Here is a 25,308-nt window from a genome sequence, read left to right as displayed (position 1 = left end):
GATGAACAAGCTGGCGAACATCTTCAACCTCGGCATCAAGGAATTCCGCAGCCTGGGCCGCGACTACGCAATGCTGATCCTGATTGCCTGGGCCTTCACCCTGGGCGTCTACAGCTCGGCCACCGGCGTGCCGGAAACCCTGCACCACGCGCCGATCGCCATCGTCGACGAGGACCAGTCGCAGCTCTCCTCGCGCATCGTCAACGCCTTCCAGCCGCCGTATTTCCGGGTGCCGGAAATGATCGGCCACGCGCAGATGGACCGCGGCATGGACGTCGGCCTGTACACCTTCACCCTGGACATCCCGCCGGACTTCCAGCGCGACGTGCTGGCCGGGCGGCAGCCGGCGATCCAGGTCAACGTCGATGCTACGCAGACCGGTCAGGCCTTCTCCGGCGCCGGCTACATCCAGAACATCGTCGGCACCGAGGTCAGTGAATTCGTCAGCCGTTACCGCGCCGAGGCGGCTATGCCGGCGGAGCTGGCGGTGCGTATGGAATTCAACCCGAACCTGACCCAGGCCTGGTTCGGCGCGGTGATGGAGGTGATCAACCAGATCACCATGCTGTCGATCATCCTCACCGGCGCCGCGCTGATCCGCGAGCGCGAGCACGGCACGGTGGAACACCTGCTGGTGATGCCGCTGACCGCGTTCGAGATCATGATGGCCAAGGTCTGGTCCATGGGCACCGTGGTGCTGGTGGCGGCGGCGATCTCGCTGCAACTGGTGGTGCGCGGCTGGCTGGACGTTCCGATCAGCGGTTCGGTGGGGCTGTTCCTGCTGGGCGCGGCGCTGCACCTGTTCGCCACCACCTCCATGGGCATCTTCATCGGCACCGTGGCCCGCTCGATGCCGCAACTTGGGTTGCTGGTGATCCTCACCCTGATGCCGCTGCAGATTCTTTCCGGCGGCACCACGCCGCGCGAGAGCATGCCGGAGCTGGTGCAGAACATCATGCTGGCAGCGCCGACCACGCACTTCGTCAGCCTGGCCCAGGCGATCCTCTATCGCGGCGCGGACCTGTCGATCGTCTGGCCGCAATTGCTGGCCATCGTCGGGATCGGTGCGGCTTTCTTCTTCGGCGCGCTCTGGCGCTTCCGTCGGACCATCGGGCAGATGGCCTGACACGCTCCTACAGTGGAGAGTCCATGCCGGGCCTGAGGGGTCAGGAAAGCGTGCGCTCGGCCATATCCACCGGCCACACGCACGTCTGGTTGCGGCCCTTGTGCTTGGCCGCGTAGAGCGCCTGGTCAGCCTGGGCGATCAGCTGATCCGGCTCGGCGTCCTGCCCCGGCGTGGCGATGGCCAGGCCGATACTCACGGTCAGTCGTCCCAGCTCAGCGGACGGGTGCGCGATGCCCATCTGGGCCACGCGCTGGTGGACGCGCGCGGCGACATGACTGGCGCCTTCCAGCCCGGTGTCGGTGAGGATGATGACGAACTCTTCGCCACCATACCGGCAAGCCACATCGCCTTCGCGTTGCAGGCATTCCTGCAGGCAACTGGCGAGGCGCCGCAGTGCGTCGTCGCCGGCCAGGTGGCCGAGGCAGTCGTTGAAGCGCTTGAAATGGTCGACGTCGAGCATCAGTACCGCCAGCGGCGCGTCGGCGCGGCGCAGGCGGCGCCATTCGCTCTGCAGCTGGCGGTCGAAATAGCGGCGGTTGAACAGGCCGGTGAGGCCGTCCTGCTGCGAGAGCTTGTGCAGCTGCGCTTCCAGTTGCAGGCGCTCGCTGTTGTCGCGGGCCACGGCGATCAGGTAGTCGCGGTCGCCCTGGTGGATCAGCTGGGTATTGATCTCCGCCGGCTGCAGGCTGCCGTCGCGGCGCTGCATCTCGCGCTGGAAGATCATCGACAGGTTCAACCGATGCGCCTGCTGCACCAGCTGGAGCCAGGCGTGGAAGCCGGGGATCAGCCGCTCCGGGTCATCGCGCAGCAGGTGGCGGAACTCCTCGGCACTGTAGCCCAGGCCGTTGTAAGTGGCGCGGTTCATGTGCAGCAGCTCGCGCTGTTGCAGGTCGAAGATGAACAGCGCGTCACGGCTGGAGTCGGTGAGGTCCAGCGCCAGTTGTAGCCGTTCGCGGCTGTCGCGCAGATGTGCTTCCACCGACTGGCGTTGCTCCGCTTCCTGGCTGAGCAACTGGTTGCTGGCGCTCAGCGCGGTGGCTCGGCGGGCGTTCTCGCGGGCGAGGAACAGCGCCGCCACCAGCAGCAGGCTGATGGCCACGCCGCTGCCGAACACCACCATCGGCAACGGCGTGGACAGTGATTGCACGAGAGCCGGAGTGGGGCTGAGCTCCAGCTCGAAGCTGCGGTTGTTGAGCAGTCGTAGCGGCACCTGCAGGGTCTGTTCGGCATCGCCGGCGGGCTGGTCGCGCACGTAGAGTGGCCGGCCGTGCTCCAGCAGGCGCACGCTGAACAGGTGGTTGTCCGCCTGCCTGAGCAGGTTGTCCATCAGCGGGCCGACGCGGAAGACGCCCTGCATGAAGCCGTCGAACTGCAGCTGGTTGTTGGCATCGCGCAGGTAAACCGGGGTGTAGAGCACGAAGCCGCGCCCGCCCTGGACCAGCTCCACGCTGTCGCTCAGGCGTGGCTTGCCGCTGTCGCGGGCGGACATCGCCGTCGCGTAGTTGGGGTGCTGCGGGGAAAGCCGGAAGTTCAGCGCCGCCTCGTTGCCCTGCAGGGGTTCCAGCCAGCGGATGCGCAGCTCCGGGTCGGCCCACTGGATCGACTGGTAGCCGGGGAAGCTGCGCACGTAGAAGCGCGCGTCCAGCTCCCATTCCGCGCGGGGCATGCGGCCGTGGTGGGTCCACAGCTGGGCGAGCAGGTCCAGGCCCTGGACCTGCTCGTGGAGGTTGGCTTCCAGCTGGTGCGCGAGGCTGCGCCCCTGGTAGGTCAGGCGCTCCTGTACGCGCTGCCGCTCGCTGCTCGCCAGTTCTTCACCCAGCCAGGCACTGGCAAGCAGGAGCACGCAGAGCAGACCGCCAAGCCCGAGGTAGGAAGCTAGTGAGGACTGAAGGCGGTGCATGCGGCGAATTCCGGGGGCTTCAGTAACCTAATAGCACAGTGCCTCTACTTGTGCGCCAGGCCGACGACGATCGCCCACTGTTCGGCAGTGACCGGCATCACCGACAGGCGGCTGCCCTTTTGCACCAGGGGCAATTCTTCCAATCCAGCCTGCGCCTTGAGCGTGCCCAGCGGCAGCACCGAGCGAAAGGCCTCGACGAAGCTCACGTCGCGGGCCGTCCAGGGGTTCTTCTCGTCGCTGGCCTTGGGGTCGTGATAGTGGCTTTTCGGGTCGAGCGCGGTCGGGTCGGGGTAGGGCTCGCCGTCGATCTGCGCGATGCCGGCGATGCCCGGCTCGGGGCAACTGGAGTGGTAGAAGAAGAACAGGTCGCCCGGCTGCATGCTGCGCATGAAGTTGCGTGCCTGGTAATTGCGCACGCCGTCCCAGCGCGCGGTTTTCAGGCGCTGCAGGTCGTGGATCGAGAGTTCGTCGGGCTCGGATTTCATCAGCCAGTAAGCGCGTGCCATCCGCGAGGGTCTCCTTGTGCGTGGCGGGTAATGATCTTTTCTGATTTGGCTAAGGGTAGGCGGGTAGGCGTTTCCCTGCGACAAGCTGCCGGCTCGCCGGAAACAAATTGTAGGAAGAAGATGTAGGAATACCGGCATGAACATTGCCTGAAAGTGCCGGAAGTTTTGGGGGCGACTGCTCCTCCGACGATCGGTTGGCGTCAGAATTGCGAGAAGCTTTTCATTGTCGGAGAATGCCGCCGTTTTTAGCTTGGCCTGCCGGACGGATAAAAAAACCACCGCCGGCCATCGTTGACAGTTTGCCTGGAAGGGGGAGGCAATCGATGAAACGCAAGCCTGATCTTTTGTGGGTGTTGGTAATACTTTTCGGTCTGGGTGTCGTCACTACCGGTTACACCCAGAGCCTGTGGGAACAACGCCAGGGCAACGCCCCGGTGCAGGTCACCCAGCAGCCCTGATCCAGGGGATTGCTGCCGCCACGGTTATCGCAAGGAACGCGATGCCGTCGCGAGACGGCCATACCAGCCGCCGTCCGTCACTATGCCCATCAGCGGCACATCCCAGCTCGCCAGTTCCAGCTTGTCGACCTTCTGGCACTCGTGCGCCAGGCCCAATAGCGTCGGTTTCTGCCAATTTTTGCGCATGCCCAGGTAGGCCAGGGTCCGGTCGTAGAACCCCTTGCCCATCCCCAGGCGGCCGCCCTGCGGGTCAAAACCGACCAGCGGTAGCAGCAGCAGGTCCAGCGCCCAGGCAGGGCGCTGGCGCCCGCGGTCGGCCTGCGGTTCGGCGATGTTGAAGCGGTTGCGTACCCAGCGCTCGCCGATGCCTACCTGCTGAAAGGTCATGTGCGTGCGCGGCCAGTCGGAGAGCACCGGCAGGTAGGTCGCCTTGCCGCGCTTCTGCGCAGCCTTCATCAGCGGGCGCGGGTCGATTTCGCCGTCAGCCGGCAGGTACAGGGCGATATGCTTCGCCCGGCGGAACAGCGGGTGCTGCGCGAGCTGGCGATACAGGGCCTGGGCGGCGAGGCGTTGCTGAAGGGGAGTGAGCGCGCGTCTGGCCTGGCGCAGCTGGCGGCGCAGGGCAGGGCGGGAAAGACCATCGGAGTGAATCATGGAAGGGTAAAGCTCCCCGGACATGCCGCTGTCGGGTTAGCCCTTGAACCCGAGAGTTCAAGGTGGTGGTTGCAGTAGGCTTTAAGGCTTTCCGTCGTGCGGACATGCACACCAGCCCAACTGGCAACCCCCGTTGTTGCAATTATCGGCTCAGGGACATCACCGACTGGCAAACACACCAGGGAGCGAGGCGATTATACCCCAAGGAAATTTCCCTGGTCAGACTTCACCCTGGTCTTTATCGGTGGTAGGGGTGTCTGTGGTCAGGGCGCGATCCACGCGCTCGAGCAGTTCGCGCACGCGCTCACGGGTGGAGCCGCTGTCGTGCTCCACGCGCTCCTGCTTGTGCAGCAGGTCGTGGGTGATGTTCAGGGCCGCCATCACCGCGACACGGTCGGCACCGATCACTTTGCCGCTGGAACGGATCTCGCGCATCTTGCTGTCCAGATAGCGCGCGGCGCTTTCCAGGTTGACGCGCTCGTCCGCAGGGCACGCGATGCAGTACTCCTTGTCGAGGATTTGGACGTTCAGGGTATTCGACTGGCTCATGAGTCCTGCTCCAGGGCTTTAAGACGCAAAATCATCGCTTCGACCTTCTGCCGAGCCAAATCGTTCTTCTCGATCAGATGGGCGCGTTCTTCCCGCCAGCTTTTCTCGTTCGCCCGCAGCAGCCGGTTCTCGGCCTTTAGCTGTTCCAGGCGCTGGAGCAGCAGGTCGAACTTGGCGATCAGCGCGTGCAGGTCGGCGTCTTCCATGGGCTCTCGCTTGGGAGTTGCTTAAGTAATCGAGAACTATATAGGACTGCCGTGGGGGTGGGTCAACGCACGGCTGCCCGGCGCGTCGTCACATGGTCTTGCGGTGTGCGCCGGTGCTAGGATAACGGACCATATTCTATGCGCGGCGCCTGATGGCGCCTAGCCGTCACCCGGGTTCGATCATGTCCACTTCCAGCTCCGCCTATACCGCCTTCGCCGCCCTGCTCGCCGAGGCCGCCCTGCCCATTTCCCCCGCCGAACTGCACGGCCACCTGCTCGGCCGCGTCTGCGCCGGGTCTGGTTTCGACCAGGGCGAATGGCTGCAGGCCGCCGGTGAACTTCTCGGCGGCGAGCCGGGCGAGCGCCTGGGCGCGGCCTTGGGCGGCCTGCTGGGCATGGTCCAGCAGGATTTCAGCCAGGGCGAGATGGCCGTGGTGCTGATGCTGCCCAATGACGATGCGCCGCTGGCCGAGCGCGCCGTGGCCCTGGGCCAGTGGTGCCAGGGCTTCCTCGCCGGCTTCGGCCTGGCGCTGCGTTCCCCCAGCCTGTCCGACGAAGCCGACGAAGTGCTGCAGGACATCGCCGCCATCGCCCAGGTCGGCGGCCAGCTGGAAGAATCCGAAGACGGCGAGGCCGACTACATGGAAGTGCAGGAGTACCTGCGCGTCGCCCCGCTACTGCTGTTCTCCGAATTCGGCAAGGTGCCGGCACCGGCCGAGAAACCCTCCCTGCATTGAGGTCGCGCATGATCCGTATCGCCAAGTCGGAATACGCCCGTCGTCGCAAGGCGCTGATGGCGCAGATGGAACCCAACAGCATCGCCATTCTCCCGGCGGCGCCGATGTACATCCGCAACCGCGACGTCGAGCACGTCTACCGCCAGGACAGCGATTTCCAGTACCTCACCGGCTTCCCCGAGCCGGAAGCGGTGATGGCGCTGATCCCCGGCCGCGAGCATGGCGAGTACGTGCTGTTCTGCCGCGAGCGCGATCCGGAGCGTGAACTCTGGGACGGCCTGCGCGCCGGCCAGGACGGTGCCATCGGCACCTTCGGCGCCGACGACGCCTTCCCCATCGGCGATATCGACGACATCCTTCCCGGCCTGATCGAGGGCCGCGACCGCGTGTACTACGCGCTGGGCGCCAACCAGGAATTCGACCGCCGGCTGATGGACTGGATCAACGTGATCCGCTCCAAGGCGCGCCAGGGTGCGCAGCCGCCGAACGAGTTCGTCGCCCTCGACCACCTGCTGCACGACCAGCGCCTGTACAAGAGCGCCGGCGAGGTGAAGGTGATGCGCTATGCCGCGGAAGTCTCCGCCGGTGCGCACATCCGCGCCATGCAGGCCTGCCGTCCGGGCCTCTACGAGTTCCACCTGGAAGCAGAACTGGAATACGCCTTCCGCCTGGGCGGCGCGAAGATGCCGGCCTACGGCTCCATCGTCGCCACCGGCCGCAACGCCTGCATCCTGCACTACCGGGAGAATGACGCGCAGATCAAGGACGGCGACCTGATCCTGATTGACGCCGGCTGCGAGATCGACTGCTACGCCAGCGACATCACCCGCACCTTCCCCGCCAGCGGCACCTTCAGCCCCGAGCAGAAGGCCATCTACCAGCTGGTGCTGGATGCCAACATGGCGGCCTTCGACTACATCGCTCCGGGCCGCCACTGGAACGAAGCCCACGAGGCCACCGTGCGGGTCATCACCGCTGGCCTGGTGGAGCTGGGCCTGCTCAAGGGCGACGTCGACGAGCTGATCGAGCGCGAAGCCTACAAGGCCTTCTACATGCACCGTGCCGGCCACTGGCTGGGCATGGACGTGCACGATGTCGGCGAGTACCGCGTCGGCGGCGAATGGCGCGTGCTCGAACCGGGCATGGCGATGACCGTCGAGCCGGGCATCTACATCTCCCCGGACAACACCGACGTGCCGAAGAAGTGGCGCGGCATCGGCGTGCGCATCGAGGACGATGTGGTCGTGACCAAGACCGGCTGCGAAGTGCTGACCAATGGCGTGCCGAAAACCGTCGCCGAGATCGAAGCGCTGATGGCCGAGGCCAAGGCCCAGGCCGCCTGACATGCAACGTACGCAACTGGCCATCATCGGTGGCGGACTCGTCGGCGCAAGCCTTGCGCTGATCCTCCAGGCCGGCGCCCGCGCGCGCGGCTGGCAGATCGTGCTGATCGAGCCCTTCGCCCCCGGCGATGCCTATCAGCCCAGCTATGACGCGCGTTCCTCGGCGCTGTCCTTCGGCAGCCGACAGATCTACGAGCGCCTGGGGCTCTGGCAACAGATATCGCAGCGCGCCGAACCCATCACCCAGATCCACGTCTCCGACCGCGGCCGCTTCGGCGCCGCGCGCCTGACGGCGGTGGAAGAGGGCGTTCCCGCTCTCGGCTACGTGGTGGAGAACGCCTGGCTCGGCCAGTGCCTGTGGCATGCGCTCGATCCGGAAGTGGTTAGCTGGCGCTGCCCGGCCGAAGTGCGCCGGATGGATGCACTGGGCAACGGCTACCGCCTGACCCTGGACGACGACTCGCAGCTCGACTGCGACCTCGCCGTGCTGGCCGACGGCGGCCGCTCCGGGCTGCGCGAGCAGCTGGGCATCAACGTGCGCTCCTCGTCCTACGGGCAGACCGCGCTGATCGCCAACATCAGCCCGTCCGAGGCCCATCGCGGGCAGGCCTTCGAACGCTTCACCGAAAACGGCCCGCTGGCCCTGCTGCCGCTACCGGAAAACCGCTGCGCGCTGGTCTGGACCCGCAACGGCAGTGACGCCGAGCGCCTGCGCGAGCTGTCCGACGCGGCCTTCCTGGCCGAACTGCAGGACGCCTTTGGCTATCGCCTGGGCACCTTGCGCCAGGTTGGCGTGCGCTATGGCTACCCGCTGAGCCTGACCGAGGCCGACGAGCAGATTCGCCCGCACCTCGTCGTGCTGGGCAACGCCGCCCACAGCCTGCATCCGATTGCCGGGCAGGGCTTCAACCTGTCGCTGCGCGATGCCAAGGCCCTGGGCGATTGCCTGTTGCAGGAAGAAGCCGCGCCGGGCGATTTCGCCGTGCTGCAGCGCTACCTGGATGGCCAGCGCCTGGACCAGCAGATGACTGTCGGTTTCTCCGACCGCGTCACCCGCCTGTTCTCCAATGCCCAGCCGTTGCTGGCCACCGGCCGCAACATCGGCCTGCTCGGCCTCGACCTGCTGCCACCGGCCAAGCGCTGGTTCGCCCGCCAGGCCATGGGCCTGGGCGCCCGACCGGTCTGAGTCGATGCAAGCACGCAAGAGTCCGCACCGCGCCCGCCTGCTGCGCATCGGCCTGAACCTCTACCCGCCTTACCTCGGCGCCGGAGTGCGAGTGCGCCACATCAGCGCGGATTTCCGCGAGATCCGCGTGAAGATGGGCCTGAACCTGTTCAACCGCAATTACGTCGGCACGCAGTTCGGCGGCAGCCTGTACAGCATGACCGACCCGTTCTTCATGCTGATGCTGATGGAGAACCTGGGGCGCGACTACATCGTCTGGGACAAGGCGGCCAACATCGAATTCGTCAGCCCCGGCAAAGGGCCGGTGTATGCCGATTTCCGTATCGACCAGCACCTGCTTGACGACATCCGCGAGCAGACCGCCACGGGCGAGAAATACCTGCCGCGCCTGCACGCCGAAGTGCGTGACGGCGAAGGCACTCTGGTGGCGCGGGTGCAGAAGACCCTGTACGTCCGGCTCAAGCCGCGCGCGCGGCAGGCCGCTTGAATTTCGATGCCCGCGCAGGTGCTGCGCGGGCCGCTGAAGAAGGAACGCACATGCACGCGGATCTGGTTATCGTCGGGGCGGGAATGGTCGGCAGCGCGCTGGCCCTGGCCCTGGAAGGCAGCGGGCTGGATATCCTGCTGCTGGACGGCTCGCCGCTGAGCGTCAAGCCGTTCGACCGCGAAGCGCCCTTCGAACCGCGCGTCAGTGCGCTGTCCGAGGCCAGCCGGCGCATCCTCCAGCGCCTGCACGCCTGGGACGGCATCGCCGCACGGCGCGCCGAGCCCTACTGCGAGATGCAGGTGTGGGACGGCTCGGGGACCGGGCAGATCCACTTCAGCGCCGCCAGCGTGCATGCCGAGATGCTCGGCCACATCGTCGAAAACCGCGTGGTACAGGACGCCCTGCTGGAGCGTCTGCATGACTCCGCCCTCGGCCTGCTGCCCAATGCGCGCCTGGAGCAGCTGCGCCACTCCGGCGACGACTGGCTGCTGAGCCTTTCCGACGGCCGCGAAATCCGTACACCCCTGGTAGTCGCCGCCGACGGCGCCAACTCCGCGGTACGCCGCCTGGCCGGCTGCGCCACCCGCGAGTGGGATTACCTGCACCACGCCATCGTCACCAGCGTGCGCTGCGAGAAGCCGCACCAGGCCACCGCCTGGCAGCGTTTCACCGACGACGGCCCGCTGGCCTTCCTGCCGCTGGCGAAGGAAGGCGACGCACACTGGTGCTCGATCGTCTGGTCGACCACCCCGGAGCAGGCGGAAAAGCTCATGGCGCTGGACGACGAAGGCTTCTGCAAGGCTCTGGGCCTCGCCTTCGAGCAGCGCCTGGGCGCCATCGAGCATGCCGACCGCCGCCTGTGCATCCCGCTGCGCCAGCGCCACGCCAAGCGCTACGTGGAGCCGGGGCTGGTGCTGATCGGCGACGCCGCGCACACCATCCACCCGCTGGCCGGGCAGGGCGTGAACCTGGGCTTCCTGGACGCCGCGGTGCTCGCCGAGGTGATCGAGCATGCCCACGCCCGTGGCGAGAACATTGCCGAGGAACGTGTGCTGAGCCGCTACGAACGTCGCCGTATGCCGCACAACCTGGCGATGATGGCGGCGATGGAAGGCTTCCAGCGCCTGTTCCAGGCCGACCCGCTGGCGGTGCGCTGGTTGCGCAACGCCGGGCTGCGCCTGGTGGACAAGCACCATGAGGCCAAGGGCGTGTTCGTGCGCCAGGCGCTGGGGCTGTCGGGGGACTTGCCGAATCTGGCGCGGGTGTGATCAGGGCGCCCGCGACCCCAAACCGCACCCCATCGAAACACCCCGACACAAACGCGCGGCTCGTTAGCAAATGAGGTTCCTTATCATTTGAGGGATATCTTTCCCGTAAAGGACACGCCCATGCTCGCGCGCAAAGGTCTTCTCGCCACCCTCCTGCTGGCCGCCCTCGGTAGCACCGCCCAGGCCGCCGACGAAGTGGTGGTCTACTCCTCGCGCATCGACGAGCTGATCAAGCCGGTGTTCGACGCCTACACCGAGAAGACCGGGGTGAAGATCAAGTTCATCACTGACAAGGAAGCGCCGCTGATGGCGCGGATCAAGGCCGAAGGCGCCAATACCCCGGCCGACCTGCTGCTCACCGTGGATGCCGGGAACCTCTGGCAGGCCGAGAAGATGGGCATCCTGCAGCCTTTCGATTCGCCGACCCTGGATGCCAACATCCCTCCGCAGTATCGCTCCGGCACCGACAGCTGGACCGGCCTGTCGCTGCGCGCACGGACCATCGCCTATTCGACCCAGCGGGTGAAGCCCGAGGAACTGTCGACCTACGAAGAGCTGGCCGATGCGAAGTGGGAAGGCCGCCTGTGCCTGCGCACCGCGAAGAAGGTCTACAACCAGTCGTTGACCGCGACCCTGATCGAGACCCATGGCGCCGAAAAGACCGAGGAAATCCTCAAGGGCTGGGTGAACAACCTGGCGACCGACGTGTTCTCCGACGACAACGCGCTGCTGCAGGCCATCGCCGCCGGCCAGTGCGACGTCGGCATCGTCAACACCTACTACTACGGCCGTATGCACAAGGACTATCCGCAGCTGCCGGTGAAGCTGTTCTGGCCGAACCAGGGCGACCGTGGCGTGCACGTCAACCTGTCGGGCATCGGCCTGACCAAGCATGCGCCGCACCCGGAAGCCGCGAAGAAGCTGGTGGAGTGGATGACCGGGCCGGACGCCCAGTCGCTGTTCGCCGGCATCAACCAGGAATTCCCGGCCAACCCGAAAGTGGCGCCGTCGCAGGAAGTGGCGGCCTGGGGTGAGTTCAAGGCCGACAGCATCCCGGTGGAAATCGCCGGCAAGCGTCAGGCCGAAGCGATCAAGCTGATGGATCGCGCCGGCTGGAACTGACCGGAATCCGGCGCCTCAACGGGCGCCGGCATCGTCCGAATGGCTGACGGAGAGTGCCTTGCCCTCACCGCTCAGCAGGCAGATGAATTCGCCGTCGGACTGCTCGCCCCGACGCAGTTGCGCGACCAGCCGCTTGCTCGCCGTCTGACCGTCGACCGAGCCTTCATAGGCTTCCTCGCGGATCGAGCCCGGCTCGATCCAGGTCTGCTGCCAGCGCTCCTGCAGCTGCGGGTCCGCGGCGACCTTGCCGATGGCCATGGCCAGGCAGGATTCGACAGGGGTGGGTTCGTCGGCCAGGGCCAGGCTGCAGAGCGGCAACAGCAGCAGGCCGGACAGGCGGCAGAGTGACGACATGGGACTTTTTCCTTGGGGACGGCGGTGGCAGAGTGGCCGATTCGACCGCTGTACCTTGCGCTTTATCCCTGCCAGGTGAGGATCGGGCGAATTCGATTTCAATGAGGGAAATTTCCGACGGCAGCCCGGCGGCACTTCCCACGACCCCCTGATGTTCTGGAAACACCCAACGCATGCGCGCCAACCGCTGGTACCCCATCACTTTCGCCGTCGCCGCCCTGGTCCTGCTGCCCATCAGCGTCCTGCTGCTGAGCTGGGCCCAGATCGACCGCGAAATCTGGTCGCACCTGTGGGAAACCCAGATGACGCGCCTGCTGGGCAATACCCTGGTGCTGGTGGCCGGCGTGGGCGTTGGCGTGACCGTGCTGGGCGTCAGCCTGGCCTGGCTCACCAGCCTCTGCGAATTCCCCGGCCGGCGCTGGCTGGACTGGGCGCTGATGTTGCCCTTCGCGGTGCCTGCCTATGTGCTGGCGTTTGTCTTCGTCGGTCTGCTGGACTTCTCCGGCCCCGTGCAGACGCTGCTGCGCGAGTGGTTCGGCAGCGGCCTGCGGCTGCCGCGCGTACGCTCCACCGGCGGCGTGATCACGGTGCTGGTGCTGGTCTTCTATCCGTATGTCTACCTGCTCGCGCGAACCGCCTTCCTCGCCCAGGGACGCGGGCTCATGGAAGCGGCGCGGGTGCTCGGGTCGTCGCCGCTGGCGGCCTTCTGGCGCGTCGCCCTGCCGATGGCCCGGCCGGCCATCGGCGCTGGGCTGGCGCTGGCGATCATGGAGACCCTGGCGGATTTCGGCACCGTCTCGGTGTTCAACTTCGATACCTTCACCACTGCTGTCTACAAGACCTGGTACGGCTTCTACAGTCTCTCCAGCGCCACCCAGCTGGCCAGCCTGCTGTTGCTGTTCGTCATGCTGGTGCTGCTCGGCGAGCGCTACAGCCGTGGCCGCAGCGGCGTGCCCAACGAGCGTCCGCGCGGCGCGGCGCTTTACAGGCTGCACGGCTGGAAGGCGTTCGCCGCCAGCGCCTGGTGCCTGCTGGTGTTCGCCTGCGCCTTCGTCATCCCGGTGCTGCAGCTGGTGGTCTGGGTCTGGCAGAAGGGCCGCTTCGACCTCGATGAGCGCTACTGGGGCCTGATCCTGCACAGCCTCTACCTGGGCGGCTTCGCGGCGGTGCTGACGGTGGCCGTGGCGCTGCTGCTGGCTTTCGCCCGGCGCCTGTCGCCGACGCCGGCGGTGCGCTCGGCGGTGGGTATTTCCAACCTCGGCTATGCGCTGCCCGGCTCGGTGCTGGCGGTGGCGATCATGCTGGCCTTCAGCTGGCTGGACACTCACGCGGTGATCCCGCTCTCCGGCGCCCTGGGCGGTGCCGGCAAGCCGCTGCTGCTGGGCAGTCTCGGGGCGTTGCTGGTGGCCTACCTGATCCGTTTCATGGCGGTGGCCTACAACCCGCTGGAAGGCGCGCTCGCCAGGATTCGCCCGTCGCTACCGGAAGCGTCCCGCAGCCTGGGTGTCGGCGGCGCCGGCCTGTTCCTGCGCGTCTATCTGCCGCTGCTGCTGCCGGGTGCGCTGAGCGCCGCGCTGCTGGTGTTCGTCGACGTGCTCAAGGAGATGCCGGCGACCTTGCTCATGCGCCCGTTCGGCTGGGACACCCTGGCCGTGCGCGTCTTCGAGATGACCAGCGAGGGCGAGTGGGCGCGCGCCGCGCTGCCTGCGCTGACGCTGGTGCTGGTTGGCCTGTTCCCGGTGATCGGCCTGATCCGTCGCTCCGCGCGCCAGAGCGGTTCTTCGCGGCCCTGAGAATCGGCCGTCGGACAAGCTGTCCAGAGTCCTGCCATGCGACTACAATGCGCGCGTTTCGTGCGGGCCGTACTCGCGCTCCGCACCCGCCTCGCCCGGAAGGAGAACACCCATGGGACAGCGCACGCCGCTCTATGATTTGCACGTCGCCCTCGGCGCCAAGATCGTCGATTTCGGCGGTTGGGACATGCCGTTGCACTACGGTTCGCAAGTCGAAGAGCACCACCAGGTACGTCGCGATTGCGGCGTGTTCGACGTTTCCCACATGACCGTGGTGGACGTCACCGGTCCGCAGGCCAAGGAATACCTGCAGCGACTCCTGGCCAACGACGTCGAACGACTTCAGGTTCCGGGCAAGGCGCTGTACAGCGGCATGCTCAACGAACGCGGCGGGGTGGTCGACGACCTGATCGTCTACCTCGGCGTGTACGGTTATCGCGTGGTGGTCAACGCCTCCACCCGCGACAAGGACATGGCCTGGATGCAGGCCCACACCGAAGGCTTCGACGTCACCCTGACCGAGCGCGCGGACCTCGCGATGCTCGCCGTGCAGGGCCCCAACGCCCGCGACAAGACCGCCGAACTGGTCACCCCCTCGCGCGCCGCGCTGATCCGCGAACTCAAGCCCTTCCAGGGCAAGGCCGACGGTGACTGGTTCATCGCCCGCACCGGCTATACCGGCGAAGACGGCCTGGAAATCATGCTGCCGGCCGTTGAGGCGCAAGGCTTCCTCAACGACCTGGTCGGCGCCGGTATCTCCCCGGCGGGCCTGGGCGCACGCGATACCCTGCGCCTGGAAGCCGGGATGAACCTCTACGGCCAGGACATGGACGAAGACGTCACCCCGCTGGCCGCCAACATGGGCTGGACCATTGCCTGGGACCCCGAAGACCGCGACTTCATCGGCCGCAAGGCCCTGGAAGCGCAGAAGGCTGCCGGTGATGCGCCCAAGCTGGTCGGCCTGGTGCTGGAGGAGCGCGGCGTGCTGCGCGCCCACCAGGTGGTCCGCGTCGCCGGTGTTGGCGAGGGCGAGATCACCAGCGGCAGCTTCTCCCCGACGCTCGGCAAGTCCATCGCCCTGGCCCGCGTGCCGGCAGCCACCGGTGACCGCGCCGAAGTGGAAATCCGTGGCAAGTGGTACCCGGTTCGCGTCGTTCAGCCGAATTTCGTGCGTCATGGCAAAGCCCTGATCTAAATTGCATGATCTAACTTAGAAGAGGGCGGCATCGCCGCCCGTCGCCCAGTCCTCGAGGAACAACAAGATGAGCAATATCCCCGCCGACCTGCGTTACGCCGCCAGCCACGAGTGGGCGCGCCTGGAAGCCGACGGTACCGTGACCGTGGGCATCTCCGACCATGCTCAGGAAGCCCTGGGCGACGTGGTCTTCGTCGAACTGCCGGAAGTGGGCAAGACCCTCGCCGCCGGCCAGGAAGCCGGTGTCGTCGAGTCGGTGAAAGCCGCTTCGGACATCTACGCCCCGGTGGGCGGCGAAGTCATCGCCGTCAACGACGTGCTGGCCGACACCCCCGAAGAAGTGAACAACGACCCGTACGGTTCCTGGTTCTTCAAGCTCAAGCCGAGCAACCCGGCCGAGCTGGACAAGCTCCTCGACGCCGCCGGCTACCGCGCTGCCAGCGACGCCGACGCGTAAGACACTGCTGTAAACACAGGCCTCGACTCGTCGGGGCCTGTTCTTTTTTACGGACCGACCTTTCGAGACCGTGGCCATGTCGAACACCCCTTCGCTTTCCCAGCTGCACCAGCCTGATGCCTTCCTCGCCCGCCATCTGGGCCCCGACGCCGCCGAGCAGCAAGCCATGCTCGATACCCTCGGGCTCGGCAACCGCGACGACCTGATCGTGCAGACGGTGCCGCCGGCGATTCGCCTGAACCGGCCGCTGGACCTGCCGACCGCCCTCGACGAACAGGGCGCGCTGGCCAAGCTGAAGGGGTATGCGGGCAAGAACGAGCTGTGGACCAGCCTGATCGGCACCGGCTACTACGGCACCCTGACCCCGACAGTGATCCTGCGCAACGTGCTGGAGAACCCGGGCTGGTACACCGCCTACACCCCGTACCAGCCGGAGATCGCCCAGGGTCGTCTCGAATCCCTGCTGAACTTCCAGCAGATGACCATCGACCTCACCGGCCTGGACCTCGCCAGCGCCTCGCTGCTCGACGAGGCCACCGCCGCCGCCGAAGCGATGGCCCTGGCCAAGCGCGTGGCCAAGGCCAAGAGCAACCTGTTCTTCGTCGACGTGCATTGCCACCCGCAGACCATCTCCGTGGTGCAGACCCGTGCCGAAGCCTTCGGCTTCGACGTGGTGGTCGACGAGGTGGACAACCTCGGCCAGCACACCGTGTTCGGCGCGCTGCTGCAATATCCGGACACCCGTGGCGAAATCCGTGACCTGCGCGCGGTGATCGACGCGCTGCACGCCCAACAGGCCATCGCCTGCGTCGCCAGCGACCTGCTCGCGCTGCTGCTGCTCACCCCGCCGGGCGAGCTGGGCGCCGACGTGGTCCTGGGCAGCGCCCAGCGCTTCGGCGTGCCCATGGGCTACGGCGGCCCGCACGCGGCCTTCTTCGCCTGCCGCGACGACTACAAGCGCGCCATGCCCGGCCGCATTATCGGAGTGTCCAAGGACGCCCGCGGCAACACCGCGCTGCGCATGGCGCTACAGACCCGCGAGCAGCACATCCGCCGCGAGAAGGCCAACTCCAACGTCTGCACCTCGCAGGTGCTGCTGGCCAACATCGCCAGCCTGTACGCCGTGTACCACGGCTCGCAGGGCCTCAAGCGCATCGCCCAGCGCGTACACCGCCTGACCTCCGTGCTGGCCGCCGGCCTCGCCGCCAAGGGCCTGAAGCGGGTCAACCAGCACTTCTTCGACACCCTGACCCTGGATGTCGGCGCCCAGCAGCAGGCCATCCTCGAGCGCGCCCGCGCCGCCCGCGTGAACCTGCGTATCGTTGGCGAAGACCGCCTGGGCGTGAGCCTGGACGAGACCACCAGCGCCGCTACCCTCGCCAGCCTGTTCGACATCCTGCTGGGTGCCGGCCATGGCCTGGACGTCGCCCAGCTCGATGCCGGCAAGGTTGCCGACGGCATCCCCGCCGCCCTGCAGCGCAGCAGCGACTACCTGAGCCATCCGGTGTTCAATCGCCACCACAGCGAAACCGAGATGCTGCGCTACCTGCGCCAGCTCGAGGGCAAGGACCTGGCGCTGAACCAGTCGATGATCCCGCTGGGCTCCTGCACCATGAAGCTCAACGCCACCAGCGAGATGATCCCGATCACCTGGCCGGAATTCGCCAGCCTTCACCCCTTCGTGCCGCGCGAGCAGGCCGAGGGCTACCGCCTGATGATCGAGGAGCTGGAAAGCTGGCTGTGCGCGATCACCGGCTTCGACGCCATCTGCATGCAGCCCAACTCCGGCGCCCAGGGCGAGTACGCCGGCCTGCTGGCGATCCGCAAGTACCACGAGAGCCGTGGCGATGCGCACCGCAACATCTGCCTGATCCCGTCCTCGGCCCACGGCACCAACCCGGCCTCGGCGATCATGGCGAGCATGCGCGTGGTCATCGTCGAGTGCGACAAGGGCGGCAACGTCGACCTGGAGGACCTCAAGCGCAAGGCGGCCGAAGCCGGCGAGCAGCTGTCCTGCCTGATGATCACCTACCCATCGACCCACGGCGTGTACGAGGAAGGCATCCGCGAAATCTGCGAGGTCATCCACAGCCACGGCGGCCAGGTCTACATGGACGGCGCCAACCTCAACGCCCAGGTCGGCCTGGCGCGCCCGGCGGACATCGGCGCCGACGTGTCGCACATGAACCTGCACAAGACCTTCTGCATTCCCCACGGCGGTGGCGGCCCGGGCATGGGGCCGATCGGCGTGAAGAAGCACCTCGCGCCCTTCGTCGCCAACCACCCGGTGATCCGCATCGAAGGTCCGAACCCGCTGAACGGCGCTGTCAGCGCCGCGCCCTGGGGCAGCGCGAGCATCCTGCCGATCAGCTGGATGTACATCGCCATGATGGGCCCGCAGCTGGCCGACGCCACCGAAGTGGCGATCCTCAATGCCAACTACCTGGCCCAGCAGCTCGATGGCGCCTTCCCGGTGCTCTACCGTGGCCGCAACGAGCGTGTCGCCCACGAGTGCATCCTCGACCTGCGCCCGCTCAAGGCGCAGACCGGGATCAGCGAGGAAGACGTGGCCAAGCGCCTGATGGACTACGGCTTCCACGCGCCGACCATGTCCTTCCCGGTACCGGGCACACTGATGGTGGAGCCCACCGAGAGCGAGTCCAAGCATGAGCTGGACCGCTTCATCGAGGCGATGCTGTCGATCCGTGCGGAAATCGCCAAGGTCGAGACCGGCGAATGGCCGGCCGAGGACAACCCGCTCAAGCGCGCGCCGCACACCCTGGCGGACGTCACCGGGCTGTGGGACCGCCCCTACCAGATCGCCGAAGCGGTGACCCCGACCGAGCACACCCGCGCCTTCAAGTACTGGCCGGCGGTGAACCGCGTGGACAACGTCTACGGCGACCGCAACCTGTTCTGCGCCTGCGTGCCGGTGGATGACTACCGCGAGTGATCAGTGCGCCGAAGTGAACGTGCGCTGAACTGAAAAAGCCGCCTTCGGGCGGCTTTTTCATTGGGCTTTTCCCAGAAGCGAGCTTGCTCGCGAATGGAGTTCCCGGCGGCGCAGGCGCTGGGCGGGTTCGCGAGCAAGCTCGCTCCCACAGGCAAACCCTTAGCGCGGGCGTTCCCCTGTGGGAGCGCGCCATGCGCGCCATGCGCGCGATCGCGGGCATGGACCGCACCTACAGGTTGATTCCGGTGCGGACCGAGGCACGGCGTAGGATGGTGTGGAGCGCAGCGATACCCATCAACCGCCGCGCGCCGACAGCATGGGTATCGCTTAGGCTCCGCCAATCCTGCGTGCCGTTCGACGGCGCAACGTGGCGCTCGCGGCAGGCGCGTTTTCGAGACGGGCGCTGGTGCCTGCGGCGTGACTCAGGGCTTGAGCTGCAAGCGGCCGATCAGGCGGATCAGGAACACGAACAGCAGGATCATCAGTACGTTGCTGAGCATGCCGATCAGGTTGTAGACGGCCGAGGGCAGCAGCGAGTAGATCTCGAGGCCGACCACGCTGAGCAGGCGGCTGAGCAGCCAGAAACCTTCACTGACGATCAGCAGGATCAGGGTGATCTTCAACGGCTGGATGGGATCGTTCATGGGACACTCCGTGTCGTAGGCGGAGTGTCAGTAGAACACAGCCCGCACCACATGGCGTGGCCCGCGGCGAGCGCCATGGGCCACGCCGGTGGGTGTCACTGGGCGGGTGCGTCATCACGGCGGACGAGGATGGCGTTGGCCAGTTCCATGTCGCTGCGGTCCTGCAGCGCGGCGTCGTCGCTGCGCAGGCGGGTGAGGGCGGCTTCCAGGTAGGGGCCGCGGATGGCGCCGTCACTGGCGACGAAGGCGCTCGCATCGTCCTGCGCGGCGACGATCAGCTTGTCGTGCTTGAAGGTCAGGTAGGTCGACGCCGTGGTGGCGCCGGACGAGATGACGTCGCGCCAGAAGTCGCCGTCGGCCATGGCCGAGGCAACGGGCAGGGCGATCAGGGCAAAGGCCGTGGCCAGTTTCGCGGTACGCATCGGGTACACCTCCGCAAGGTCCGTGTACTGGTGAGAGGCGCGGCGACTGGCGGGAGTTCCAACTTTCCGGTGACGGCCTGCGCGAGCGGTCGCTCGCGCAGGCCGTTTCGATCAGCGCTGGGCGGCGAGGATTGCCGAGGCCAGCTCGGCATCGCTGGCTTGCGCCAGCGCAGGGTCGGCGCTGCGCATCTGCTGCAGCGTGGCTTCCAGGTAGGGGCCACGAATGGCGCCGTCGGTGGCGATGAAGCTGGCGGCGTCGTCCTGGGCCGGGCCGATCAGCTTGTGGTCGTCACGGCTGGTCAGGTAGCTTGAGGCGGTGGTGGCGCCGGAGGTCAGGATCGAGCGCCAGAAGTCGCGATCTTCGGCCATGGCACAGGTGAGGGGGAGCAGGGTGAGGGCTACGACAGCAGGGACAGAACGGCGACGCATGATGGTTCCTTGAGTGATTGCGCGCCACTCAGAGCATCGGAATATTCCGCGGTTCCATCCTGTCGTCGGAAATGTCTGTCGTCGGAGCTGCCGGTCTTCAGCGCTATCTGTCGCCGGAGCGATCACTCGCGCTTGAGCGAGGGATCGTCCGGGTTCTGCTGCTCCAGCTCTGCCGTAAGTTGCTGCACCTTCTGGAACTGCCCGGACTCACGCAGGTAGTCGAGCAGCACCAGGCGTGCCGCGCGGTTGGCCGGATGTTTCTGCAGCAGGATCTCCAGCTCGTGGCTGGCGCCGTCGGCATCCCCGCTGTCATGCAGGGCAATGGCCAGGACATAGCGGAGCTGGTCGTCGTCCGGGGCCAGGCGTACTGCTTCGCGCAGCTCCTTCAGGGCTTGCGGGCGTTGCCCCTGGCGGATCAGGGCGAGGCCGTTGACGTGGTGCAGCAGCCCGGATGCCGGGTTCTGGCGCAGGGCTTCGTCGAGCAGCTGGCGAGCGTCCGCCTGGCGCCCGTTGGCCTCCAGCCACTGGATCAGGGTGACCGTGGCCGGCAGGAATGCCGGGTTGCGGGCAATGGCGGCGCGCAGGGCGGGCTCCACCTTTTCCGGCCGGTTGGTGCGCTGGTAGAGCATGGCGAGGTTGAGGTTCGCCTCGGCGCGTTCGCTCAGGTCGTTCTGCACCGCCTCGTATTCGCCCAGGCCTTTGTCCAGCGCGGCGTCGAGACCGGAGCGGGCCTGTGGTGGCAGCTGCGCCAGTTGCCAGGCGGCGGCGATGCGGACGGCGCGGATCGGATCGGACAGCAGCGGCGCCAGCAGGGTCGGCAGCACCATGGCCTGCTGCGGGCCGTTGGCGAGCGGCAGGAGCACGTTGATGGCGGCGGTACGTACCTGCGGGTCGGCATCCTTCAGGGCCAGCGCGGCCAGTTCCAGCGAACGCTGGCTGGGATAGCTGGGCAGCTCGGCGATCAGCGTGGCGCGGCGGATCGCCGGCAGGCTGGCGTCGGCCAGCAGCAGATGCAGGGCGCGGGAGGCACCGGGCTTGCCATTTCGGGCTTTCCACAGGGTGTCGTCATAGCGCGGGACGGGATTGCTGGAGGCGTTGGCCTTGGCCGGTAGTTCACTGGCGTACCACTGGCGGAACTGGTCGCTGATCTTCTTCGCCGGGGTGTCCTTGTGGCAGGCCAGGCAGGCATCCGGTGCGCCGATGTGCCGCGCATGCGCTGGGTTGGGCAAGGTGAAGCCATGGTCGTGGCGGTAGTCGTTGACCATGTAGTAGCGCCCCGGCATGTGGCAGGACGTGCACTGCGCGCCAGGGGTGCCGGGCTGGTGGTGGGTGTGCTCGGGGGAGTCGTAGTTCTTCGCCTGCAGGCCCTTGCCGTCGATCTGCGGACGCACTGCCTTGCCGGCGGTGTTGTGGCACTGCAGGCAGACGCCGTTGCCCGGCGCTTTCAGCTCGCCGCTGTGGGGGTTGTGGCAGTCGGTGCACTGCACGCCTTTGGCGAACATCTTGCTCTGGGTGAAGGAGCCCCACTCGAAGACCTCGTCCTTGATCTTGCCGTCGATCTCGTAGAGCTCGCGGGTCAGGGTGCTGGGCAGGTAGTCGTCCATGAAACGGTGGTTGTTCTGGTAGCCGTCGCCCAGTGGCGCGCGGCGGGCGTGGCAGCGTGCGCAGGTCTCGACGATGGTGCTCTGGCTGGCGTTCTGCAGCGGCACATCGAAGCCCCTGGCGGCGTTACCGTCGGGCTTCTGTGCCCATTCCAGGTGCTTGGACGCCGGGCCGTGGCAGGCCTGGCAGCCGACGCCAAGGCTGTTCCAGTGGCTGGCGAAGCTGTCGGTCTTCGCATCGTAGTTGCGCTTGAAACCGGTGGTGTGGCACTCGACGCACATGAAGTTGGCGTTCTGCGCGGGGCGGGTCCAGTGCAGCTCGTCCTTGAAGTCGATGCGCTGGCCCGGCATCAGCTGGAACCACTGGTGCTTGCGGCTATCCCAGGCGACGCCGAGGGCCTGCAGGCGGCCACCCGGATACGCCAGCAGATACTGCTGCAGCGGTTCGAAGCCGAAGGTGTAGGCGACCTTGAAGTCCGCCGGCTTGCCGTCGGCGCCGGGGGTGTTGACCCAGTACTCGCCGTCCTTGCGGAAGAAGCGGCTGGTCTCGGTCTCGCCCTTGAAGGTGACATTGGCGAAGTCGCCCAGGACGTTGCCTTCGGTGGCCGGTTTCATCGCCTGCTGGTGATGGGAGCCCTGCCAGTCCTTGATCTGCGACTGGTGGCAGCCGCTGCAGGTGGCTTCATCCACCAGCGTCGCGGTTTGTACCGCCGGTGTCGGCGCAGCGGGCTTCGCCGTGCTGGCCGGAATCGCTGGGTGGCCGCTGGGCAGTTGGACGCCGTTGTCCTGTTCGACCCAGATCCACGCCCCGATGGTAGCCAGGAGCAGTGCCCCGACGACGACGGCGAGCCAGGCGCGACGCAATCCTTCGGGCTGCGCGGCGGCGGGAGCGGGGGCAGAGACGGTGCGAGGCTTCTTGGTCTTGTGGCGCATGGACATCCGTTGTTCCGCGGCAACTCCGTGGGTACAGGAGCTTCCGCGAGCCGGTGGGAGCTGTCAACGCGGGCGGGCCTCATTTCTGGTGGCTGGCGGCCCGCCACTACGTCGGGGTCAGGGCTGACGAATCTCGGCGACCCTTGCGCTATCGACCTTCACGTCGGGATTGCCGAACTGCGCGGTCAGGTAGTTCACCAGGGTGGCGATCTGCTCGTCGTTCAGCGTGCCGGCAAAGCTGGGCATGAACACGTCGTCATTGCCCACCTTGCGATGCACGCCGCCGAGCACCACCTGCACCAGGTTGTCCGGCTGCAGGGCACCCACCGCGCTGTTTTTCAGCAGCATCGGGTAGTAGCCGTCCTTCACCCCCTCGCCGCTCCAGGAATGGCAGCTGGCGCAGTTGCCCAGGTAGAGGCGCGCGCCGTCATCGTGCTTTTGCGCAGCGAAGTCCTGGCCGCGCAGGGTGACCAGATCGTCCGCCGGTTGGCCCCAGGCGAAGCGCGCCTTGCGTTCGCCATCGCTGACCTCCGGGACGCTGCGCAGGTAGCTGGCGATGGCCTGCAGGTCGGCGTCGGTCATGTACTGGAAGCTGTGCTCCACCGCCTCCGCCATGGGCCCGGCGGCCTGCGCCTTGCCCGGTACGCGACCGGTCTTGAGGTACTGGACGATCTCCGCGTCGCTCCAGCCGCCGATGCCGCTGTGGGTGTCGGGGGTGATGTTGAAGGCATACCAGCCGCCAAGTGCCGCGCCGGCGAGGAAGCCGGTGCCGCGTTCGTCCGTGGCCTTCTCCTGGAACGCCAAGCCTCGCGGCGTGTGGCAGGTGCCGCAGTGGGCCAGGCCCTGGACCAGATAGGCGCCACGGTTCCAGGCCGGGCTCTGCTTCGGGTTGTTCTGGTAGATCGCATCGTCGTGGAATAGCAGGTTCCAGATCGCCAGCGGCCAGCGCATGTCCAGCGGCCAGGTGATGTCGGAATCCTGGTTGGGCTGCGCGACCGCCTGTACGCCGCCTTCGAGGAACCAGGCGTAGAGCGCCTTCATGTCCTCGTCGGTGATCTTCGAATAGGCGGTGTAGGGCATCGCCGGATAGAGCCGCGTGCCGCCCTTGGCCACGCCTTCGCGCACGGCACGGGCGAAGTCGTCGTAGCTGTAGCTGCCGATGCCGGTCTTCGGGTCGGGGGTGATGTTGGTGGAGTACACCGCACCCAGTGGCGTGGCCAGCGGCAGGCCGCCGGCGAAGGGCTTGCCGCCCGGCGCGGTGTGGCAGGCCGCGCAGTCGCCGGCGCGGGCGAGGTATTCGCCACGTTGCAGCAACTCCGCCGGCGCCGGGTCGAGGGCCTTGGCGGCATGGGTGGCCAGCGGTGCGGCCAGCAGGGCGAGCAGCAGGAGAGGTTTCATGCCTTGGCCTCCCGCTTCAAGTGCTCGGCCAGGCGCAGGGCCAGGGCGGCGATGGTCAGGGTGCAGTTCACCGAGCCGACGGTGGGCATCACGCCGCTGCTGGCGATGAACAGGTTGGGGTGGTCGTGGCTGCGGCACTGGGCATCCACTACCGAGTCCTTCGGGTCCGCGCCCATCAGCACGGTGCCGGTGATGTGGTTGTTGTTGGCGAAGCTGTCGTCGTACCTGACCTCCTCGCCGCCCAGCAGCTTGGCCGCGTGGGCGTACACCTCGCGGGTGTGCACCGCGCTCTTGCGCACGTAGTCGTCCATCGCATAGGTGAACTCGGGCTTGGGGATGCCCGCCGCGTCGCGCTCGGTGGCGCTGGGCACGATGCGGTTCTGCGGGTGCGGGAGGATTTCGTGGAAGCTGTCGAAGCGCACGAAACGCGAGGCGCGGTCGCGGATCTTCGCCTCCAGGTCATGGCCCAGCAGCAGCGGCCCGTGGCGGATCAGTTCGGCGGCCACCTGGTCGGTGCGCGAGAGGTTGGACAGGTGGATCTTCTTCGACGCGTACTCGCTGCGGAAGGCGCCGTCGCGGAAGCCCACCATGGAGGTCATCTCCTGCGGCCCACGCCCAGGCCAGAGCTTCTCGTCGGCGTAGAACTGCACGGCGGTTCCGGGGTGGTCCATGAGGTTGCGGCCGACCATGTCCGAGCTGTTGCCAACCTCGGACATCAGCATCAGCTTGGGCGTCTCGATGCCGTTGGCGGCGAGGATGAAGGTGTCGGCTTCGACCCGCACTTCGTTGCCCTGCGGGTCCTTGTACAGCGCTGCGACTATCTGGCCGCTGTCGCCTTTCTCCAGCTTGAACACCACCGCGTTGTCGATCAGCCGCGCGCCAGCGGCCTCGGCCTTTTCGACGTGGACGATGCCGTTGTACATGGCGCCGATGGGGCAGATCGGCATGCAGTTGTTGTTGCCGCAGCAGGTCGGCCGGCCATCGTAGGGGCGGCTGTTGCGCGCCACCGGCTCGGTGACCACGCGGTAGCCGTTGGCGTTGAGCAGGGTCTTGATGCGCTGCTCGTTCCACGACAATGGCAGCGGCGGCATCGGGTAGGGTTGGCTGCGGGGCGAGTCGAGCTCTTCATCGCCGGGGCCCCAGACGCCCAGTTCCTCCTCGGCGCGTTGGTACCAGGGCTCCAGCTCGGCGTACTCGATGGGCCAGTCGCGGCCCACGCCGTAGAGGCTGAGCAGCTTGAAGTCGTTGGGCAGGAAGCGCCAGGCGGACGCCGCCCAGTGCCAGGTGGTGCCGCCCACGGCGCGGATGTACTGCACGTCGTAGGGGTGTTCGCCCTTCTGGATGAGGTAGTGGTTGTCCGGCTTGAACTGCGGATGCGGCGCGTGCGCGCTGGACGGGTAGGGCGCCTGGTTGTCGGATTTGTCCGCCTGGTTGCGGAAGCGCTCGACGATCTCCCAGCGGCCCATGCGCGGGCCGGCTTCCAGGATCAGCACGTCCTTGCCGGCCAGCGCCAGCTGATGGGCGACCAGGGCGCCGGCCACTCCGGAGCCGACCACCACGAAATCCGCGCGTTGCGTCTCGGCCATG

General features: G+C 67.0%; 24 protein-coding genes and 1 other RNA gene. 12 read left to right on the top strand and 13 right to left on the bottom strand.

Features of this window, described 5'->3' with window-relative positions:
• The first annotated feature begins 1 nt into the window (after position 1).
• Positions 2-1,126 carry an ABC transporter permease gene (locus IB255_RS12270; protein ID WP_192210422.1) on the top strand — a complete coding sequence of 375 codons (1,125 nt, stop codon included), beginning with the start codon at positions 2-4 and terminating at the stop codon, positions 1,124-1,126.
• 40 nt (positions 1,127-1,166) lie between these two features.
• Here IB255_RS12270 and IB255_RS12265 read toward each other — a convergent pair whose 3' ends face one another.
• Positions 1,167-3,026 (bottom strand): diguanylate cyclase, encoded by a 1,860-nt coding sequence (locus IB255_RS12265; RefSeq protein WP_081519526.1) that lies wholly within the window; start codon positions 3,024-3,026, stop codon positions 1,167-1,169.
• 44 nt (positions 3,027-3,070) lie between these two features.
• Complete coding sequence (locus IB255_RS12260) at positions 3,071-3,532, bottom strand: EVE domain-containing protein (RefSeq protein ID WP_138519763.1); 462 nt, start codon at positions 3,530-3,532, stop codon at positions 3,071-3,073.
• Positions 3,533-3,855: 323 nt separating this feature from the next.
• Here IB255_RS12260 and IB255_RS30940 point away from each other — a divergent pair, with 323 nt between their 5' ends.
• A complete protein-coding gene (locus IB255_RS30940) occupies positions 3,856-3,990 on the top strand; it encodes a hypothetical protein (RefSeq protein WP_128082560.1) in 135 nt (44 codons plus the stop codon).
• Between the two features lie 24 nt (positions 3,991-4,014).
• On the opposite strand, the gene IB255_RS12255 is transcribed toward IB255_RS30940, so the two are convergent.
• From IB255_RS12255 to IB255_RS12240, 4 genes are all read right to left on the bottom strand, one after another.
• Entirely contained in the window at positions 4,015-4,644 is a 630-nt protein-coding gene (locus tag IB255_RS12255; RefSeq protein WP_081519528.1) for a 5-formyltetrahydrofolate cyclo-ligase, read from the bottom strand.
• A gap of 9 nt (positions 4,645-4,653) precedes the next feature.
• A non-coding RNA gene (gene ssrS, locus IB255_RS12250) (6S RNA) lies at positions 4,654-4,832 on the bottom strand.
• A gap of 31 nt (positions 4,833-4,863) precedes the next feature.
• Positions 4,864-5,193: a cell division protein ZapA gene (locus IB255_RS12245; RefSeq protein ID WP_045213134.1), complete on the bottom strand. Its 330-nt coding sequence runs from the start codon at positions 5,191-5,193 to the stop codon at positions 4,864-4,866.
• The gene (locus tag IB255_RS12240; RefSeq protein ID WP_017521390.1) at positions 5,190-5,399 is read right to left on the bottom strand and encodes a TIGR02449 family protein; all 210 of its coding nucleotides are present in this window, start codon (positions 5,397-5,399) and stop codon (positions 5,190-5,192) included. Before IB255_RS12240 ends, IB255_RS12245 begins: the two co-directional genes overlap by 4 nt.
• A gap of 182 nt (positions 5,400-5,581) precedes the next feature.
• Here IB255_RS12240 and IB255_RS12235 point away from each other — a divergent pair, with 182 nt between their 5' ends.
• The 6 genes from IB255_RS12235 to IB255_RS12210 all read left to right on the top strand — a co-directional run bounded on the left by IB255_RS12235 (position 5,582) and on the right by IB255_RS12210 (position 11,542).
• Positions 5,582-6,136 (top strand): UPF0149 family protein, encoded by a 555-nt coding sequence (locus tag IB255_RS12235; RefSeq protein WP_081519530.1) that lies wholly within the window; start codon positions 5,582-5,584, stop codon positions 6,134-6,136.
• An 8-nt stretch (positions 6,137-6,144) separates the two neighbouring features.
• Complete coding sequence (gene pepP / locus IB255_RS12230; protein ID WP_081519531.1) at positions 6,145-7,479, top strand: Xaa-Pro aminopeptidase; 1,335 nt, start codon at positions 6,145-6,147, stop codon at positions 7,477-7,479.
• A gap of 1 nt (position 7,480) precedes the next feature.
• Complete coding sequence (ubiH, locus tag IB255_RS12225; RefSeq protein ID WP_192210421.1) at positions 7,481-8,665, top strand: 2-octaprenyl-6-methoxyphenyl hydroxylase; 1,185 nt, start codon at positions 7,481-7,483, stop codon at positions 8,663-8,665.
• 4 nt (positions 8,666-8,669) lie between these two features.
• Positions 8,670-9,152 carry a DUF4442 domain-containing protein gene (locus tag IB255_RS12220; RefSeq protein ID WP_081519533.1) on the top strand — a complete coding sequence of 161 codons (483 nt, stop codon included), beginning with the start codon at positions 8,670-8,672 and terminating at the stop codon, positions 9,150-9,152.
• A 50-nt stretch (positions 9,153-9,202) separates the two neighbouring features.
• On the top strand, positions 9,203-10,420 hold the full coding sequence (locus IB255_RS12215; protein ID WP_151189021.1) for a 2-octaprenyl-3-methyl-6-methoxy-1,4-benzoquinol hydroxylase: 1,218 nt from the start codon (positions 9,203-9,205) through the stop codon (positions 10,418-10,420).
• A gap of 120 nt (positions 10,421-10,540) precedes the next feature.
• Positions 10,541-11,542, top strand: coding sequence for an extracellular solute-binding protein (locus IB255_RS12210; RefSeq protein ID WP_192210420.1), 1,002 nt, complete (start codon positions 10,541-10,543; stop codon positions 11,540-11,542).
• A gap of 15 nt (positions 11,543-11,557) precedes the next feature.
• On the opposite strand, the gene IB255_RS12205 is transcribed toward IB255_RS12210, so the two are convergent.
• Positions 11,558-11,896 carry a hypothetical protein gene (locus IB255_RS12205; RefSeq protein ID WP_081519536.1) on the bottom strand — a complete coding sequence of 113 codons (339 nt, stop codon included), beginning with the start codon at positions 11,894-11,896 and terminating at the stop codon, positions 11,558-11,560.
• A 173-nt stretch (positions 11,897-12,069) separates the two neighbouring features.
• Here IB255_RS12205 and IB255_RS12200 point away from each other — a divergent pair, with 173 nt between their 5' ends.
• The 4 genes from IB255_RS12200 to gcvP all read left to right on the top strand — a co-directional run bounded on the left by IB255_RS12200 (position 12,070) and on the right by gcvP (position 18,294).
• A complete protein-coding gene (locus IB255_RS12200; RefSeq protein ID WP_192210419.1) occupies positions 12,070-13,689 on the top strand; it encodes an ABC transporter permease in 1,620 nt (539 codons plus the stop codon).
• A 112-nt stretch (positions 13,690-13,801) separates the two neighbouring features.
• Positions 13,802-14,884 (top strand): glycine cleavage system aminomethyltransferase GcvT, encoded by a 1,083-nt coding sequence (gene gcvT, locus IB255_RS12195; protein ID WP_081519538.1) that lies wholly within the window; start codon positions 13,802-13,804, stop codon positions 14,882-14,884.
• 67 nt (positions 14,885-14,951) lie between these two features.
• Positions 14,952-15,341, top strand: a complete 390-nt coding sequence (gcvH, locus tag IB255_RS12190) for a glycine cleavage system protein GcvH (RefSeq protein WP_045213109.1) — start codon at positions 14,952-14,954, stop codon at positions 15,339-15,341.
• 76 nt (positions 15,342-15,417) lie between these two features.
• The gene (gene gcvP, locus IB255_RS12185) at positions 15,418-18,294 is read left to right on the top strand and encodes an aminomethyl-transferring glycine dehydrogenase (protein WP_192210418.1); all 2,877 of its coding nucleotides are present in this window, start codon (positions 15,418-15,420) and stop codon (positions 18,292-18,294) included.
• Between the two features lie 422 nt (positions 18,295-18,716).
• Here gcvP and IB255_RS12180 read toward each other — a convergent pair whose 3' ends face one another.
• From IB255_RS12180 to IB255_RS12155, 6 genes are all read right to left on the bottom strand, one after another.
• On the bottom strand, positions 18,717-18,938 hold the full coding sequence (locus IB255_RS12180) for a hypothetical protein (RefSeq protein WP_081519540.1): 222 nt from the start codon (positions 18,936-18,938) through the stop codon (positions 18,717-18,719).
• Between the two features lie 95 nt (positions 18,939-19,033).
• Positions 19,034-19,360, bottom strand: a complete 327-nt coding sequence (locus tag IB255_RS12175; protein WP_045213102.1) for a DUF2388 domain-containing protein — start codon at positions 19,358-19,360, stop codon at positions 19,034-19,036.
• A gap of 111 nt (positions 19,361-19,471) precedes the next feature.
• Positions 19,472-19,789, bottom strand: coding sequence for a DUF2388 domain-containing protein (locus IB255_RS12170; protein ID WP_081519541.1), 318 nt, complete (start codon positions 19,787-19,789; stop codon positions 19,472-19,474).
• A gap of 122 nt (positions 19,790-19,911) precedes the next feature.
• Positions 19,912-22,329: a tetratricopeptide repeat protein gene (locus tag IB255_RS12165; protein WP_192210417.1), complete on the bottom strand. Its 2,418-nt coding sequence runs from the start codon at positions 22,327-22,329 to the stop codon at positions 19,912-19,914.
• A gap of 111 nt (positions 22,330-22,440) precedes the next feature.
• A complete protein-coding gene (locus IB255_RS12160; protein ID WP_081519543.1) occupies positions 22,441-23,721 on the bottom strand; it encodes a cytochrome c in 1,281 nt (426 codons plus the stop codon).
• A complete protein-coding gene (locus IB255_RS12155; RefSeq protein WP_081519685.1) occupies positions 23,718-25,307 on the bottom strand; it encodes a GMC family oxidoreductase in 1,590 nt (529 codons plus the stop codon). Before IB255_RS12155 ends, IB255_RS12160 begins: the two co-directional genes overlap by 4 nt.
• Position 25,308: the final 1 nt, after the last annotated feature.

Origin of the sequence: Pseudomonas sp. PDM22 (genome assembly GCF_014851965.1) — a bacterium.
Taxonomy (GTDB): domain Bacteria; phylum Pseudomonadota; class Gammaproteobacteria; order Pseudomonadales; family Pseudomonadaceae; genus Pseudomonas.
The sequence above is the reverse complement of the archived record's forward strand: the minus strand, read 5'-3'. Positions and strand labels throughout refer to the sequence as shown.

Bases quoted from the DNA above. Each gene is read 5' to 3' on its own strand.
- IB255_RS12240 (WP_017521390.1), bottom strand. From the start codon at position 5,399: ATGGAAGACGCCGACCTGCACGCGCTGATCGCCAAGTTCGACCTGCTG.
- IB255_RS12255 (WP_081519528.1), bottom strand. From the start codon at position 4,644: ATGATTCACTCCGATGGTCTTTCCCGCCCTGCCCTGCGCCGCCAGCTG.
- IB255_RS12235 (WP_081519530.1), top strand. From the start codon at position 5,582: ATGTCCACTTCCAGCTCCGCCTATACCGCCTTCGCCGCCCTGCTCGCC.
- IB255_RS12170 (WP_081519541.1), bottom strand. From the start codon at position 19,789: ATGCGTCGCCGTTCTGTCCCTGCTGTCGTAGCCCTCACCCTGCTCCCC.
- IB255_RS12265 (WP_081519526.1), bottom strand. From the start codon at position 3,026: ATGCACCGCCTTCAGTCCTCACTAGCTTCCTACCTCGGGCTTGGCGGT.
- IB255_RS12270 (WP_192210422.1), top strand. From the start codon at position 2: ATGAACAAGCTGGCGAACATCTTCAACCTCGGCATCAAGGAATTCCGC.
- IB255_RS12180 (WP_081519540.1), bottom strand. From the start codon at position 18,938: ATGAACGATCCCATCCAGCCGTTGAAGATCACCCTGATCCTGCTGATC.
- gcvT (WP_081519538.1), top strand. From the start codon at position 13,802: ATGGGACAGCGCACGCCGCTCTATGATTTGCACGTCGCCCTCGGCGCC.
- IB255_RS12155 (WP_081519685.1), bottom strand. From the start codon at position 25,307: ATGGCCGAGACGCAACGCGCGGATTTCGTGGTGGTCGGCTCCGGAGTG.
- IB255_RS12175 (WP_045213102.1), bottom strand. From the start codon at position 19,360: ATGCGTACCGCGAAACTGGCCACGGCCTTTGCCCTGATCGCCCTGCCC.
- IB255_RS30940 (WP_128082560.1), top strand. From the start codon at position 3,856: ATGAAACGCAAGCCTGATCTTTTGTGGGTGTTGGTAATACTTTTCGGT.
- IB255_RS12210 (WP_192210420.1), top strand. From the start codon at position 10,541: ATGCTCGCGCGCAAAGGTCTTCTCGCCACCCTCCTGCTGGCCGCCCTC.
- IB255_RS12245 (WP_045213134.1), bottom strand. From the start codon at position 5,193: ATGAGCCAGTCGAATACCCTGAACGTCCAAATCCTCGACAAGGAGTAC.
- ubiH (WP_192210421.1), top strand. From the start codon at position 7,481: ATGCAACGTACGCAACTGGCCATCATCGGTGGCGGACTCGTCGGCGCA.
- IB255_RS12160 (WP_081519543.1), bottom strand. From the start codon at position 23,721: ATGAAACCTCTCCTGCTGCTCGCCCTGCTGGCCGCACCGCTGGCCACC.
- IB255_RS12215 (WP_151189021.1), top strand. From the start codon at position 9,203: ATGCACGCGGATCTGGTTATCGTCGGGGCGGGAATGGTCGGCAGCGCG.
- gcvP (WP_192210418.1), top strand. From the start codon at position 15,418: ATGTCGAACACCCCTTCGCTTTCCCAGCTGCACCAGCCTGATGCCTTC.
- IB255_RS12260 (WP_138519763.1), bottom strand. From the start codon at position 3,532: ATGGCACGCGCTTACTGGCTGATGAAATCCGAGCCCGACGAACTCTCG.
- IB255_RS12165 (WP_192210417.1), bottom strand. From the start codon at position 22,329: ATGTCCATGCGCCACAAGACCAAGAAGCCTCGCACCGTCTCTGCCCCC.
- IB255_RS12220 (WP_081519533.1), top strand. From the start codon at position 8,670: ATGCAAGCACGCAAGAGTCCGCACCGCGCCCGCCTGCTGCGCATCGGC.
- pepP (WP_081519531.1), top strand. From the start codon at position 6,145: ATGATCCGTATCGCCAAGTCGGAATACGCCCGTCGTCGCAAGGCGCTG.
- gcvH (WP_045213109.1), top strand. From the start codon at position 14,952: ATGAGCAATATCCCCGCCGACCTGCGTTACGCCGCCAGCCACGAGTGG.
- IB255_RS12200 (WP_192210419.1), top strand. From the start codon at position 12,070: ATGCGCGCCAACCGCTGGTACCCCATCACTTTCGCCGTCGCCGCCCTG.
- IB255_RS12205 (WP_081519536.1), bottom strand. From the start codon at position 11,896: ATGTCGTCACTCTGCCGCCTGTCCGGCCTGCTGCTGTTGCCGCTCTGC.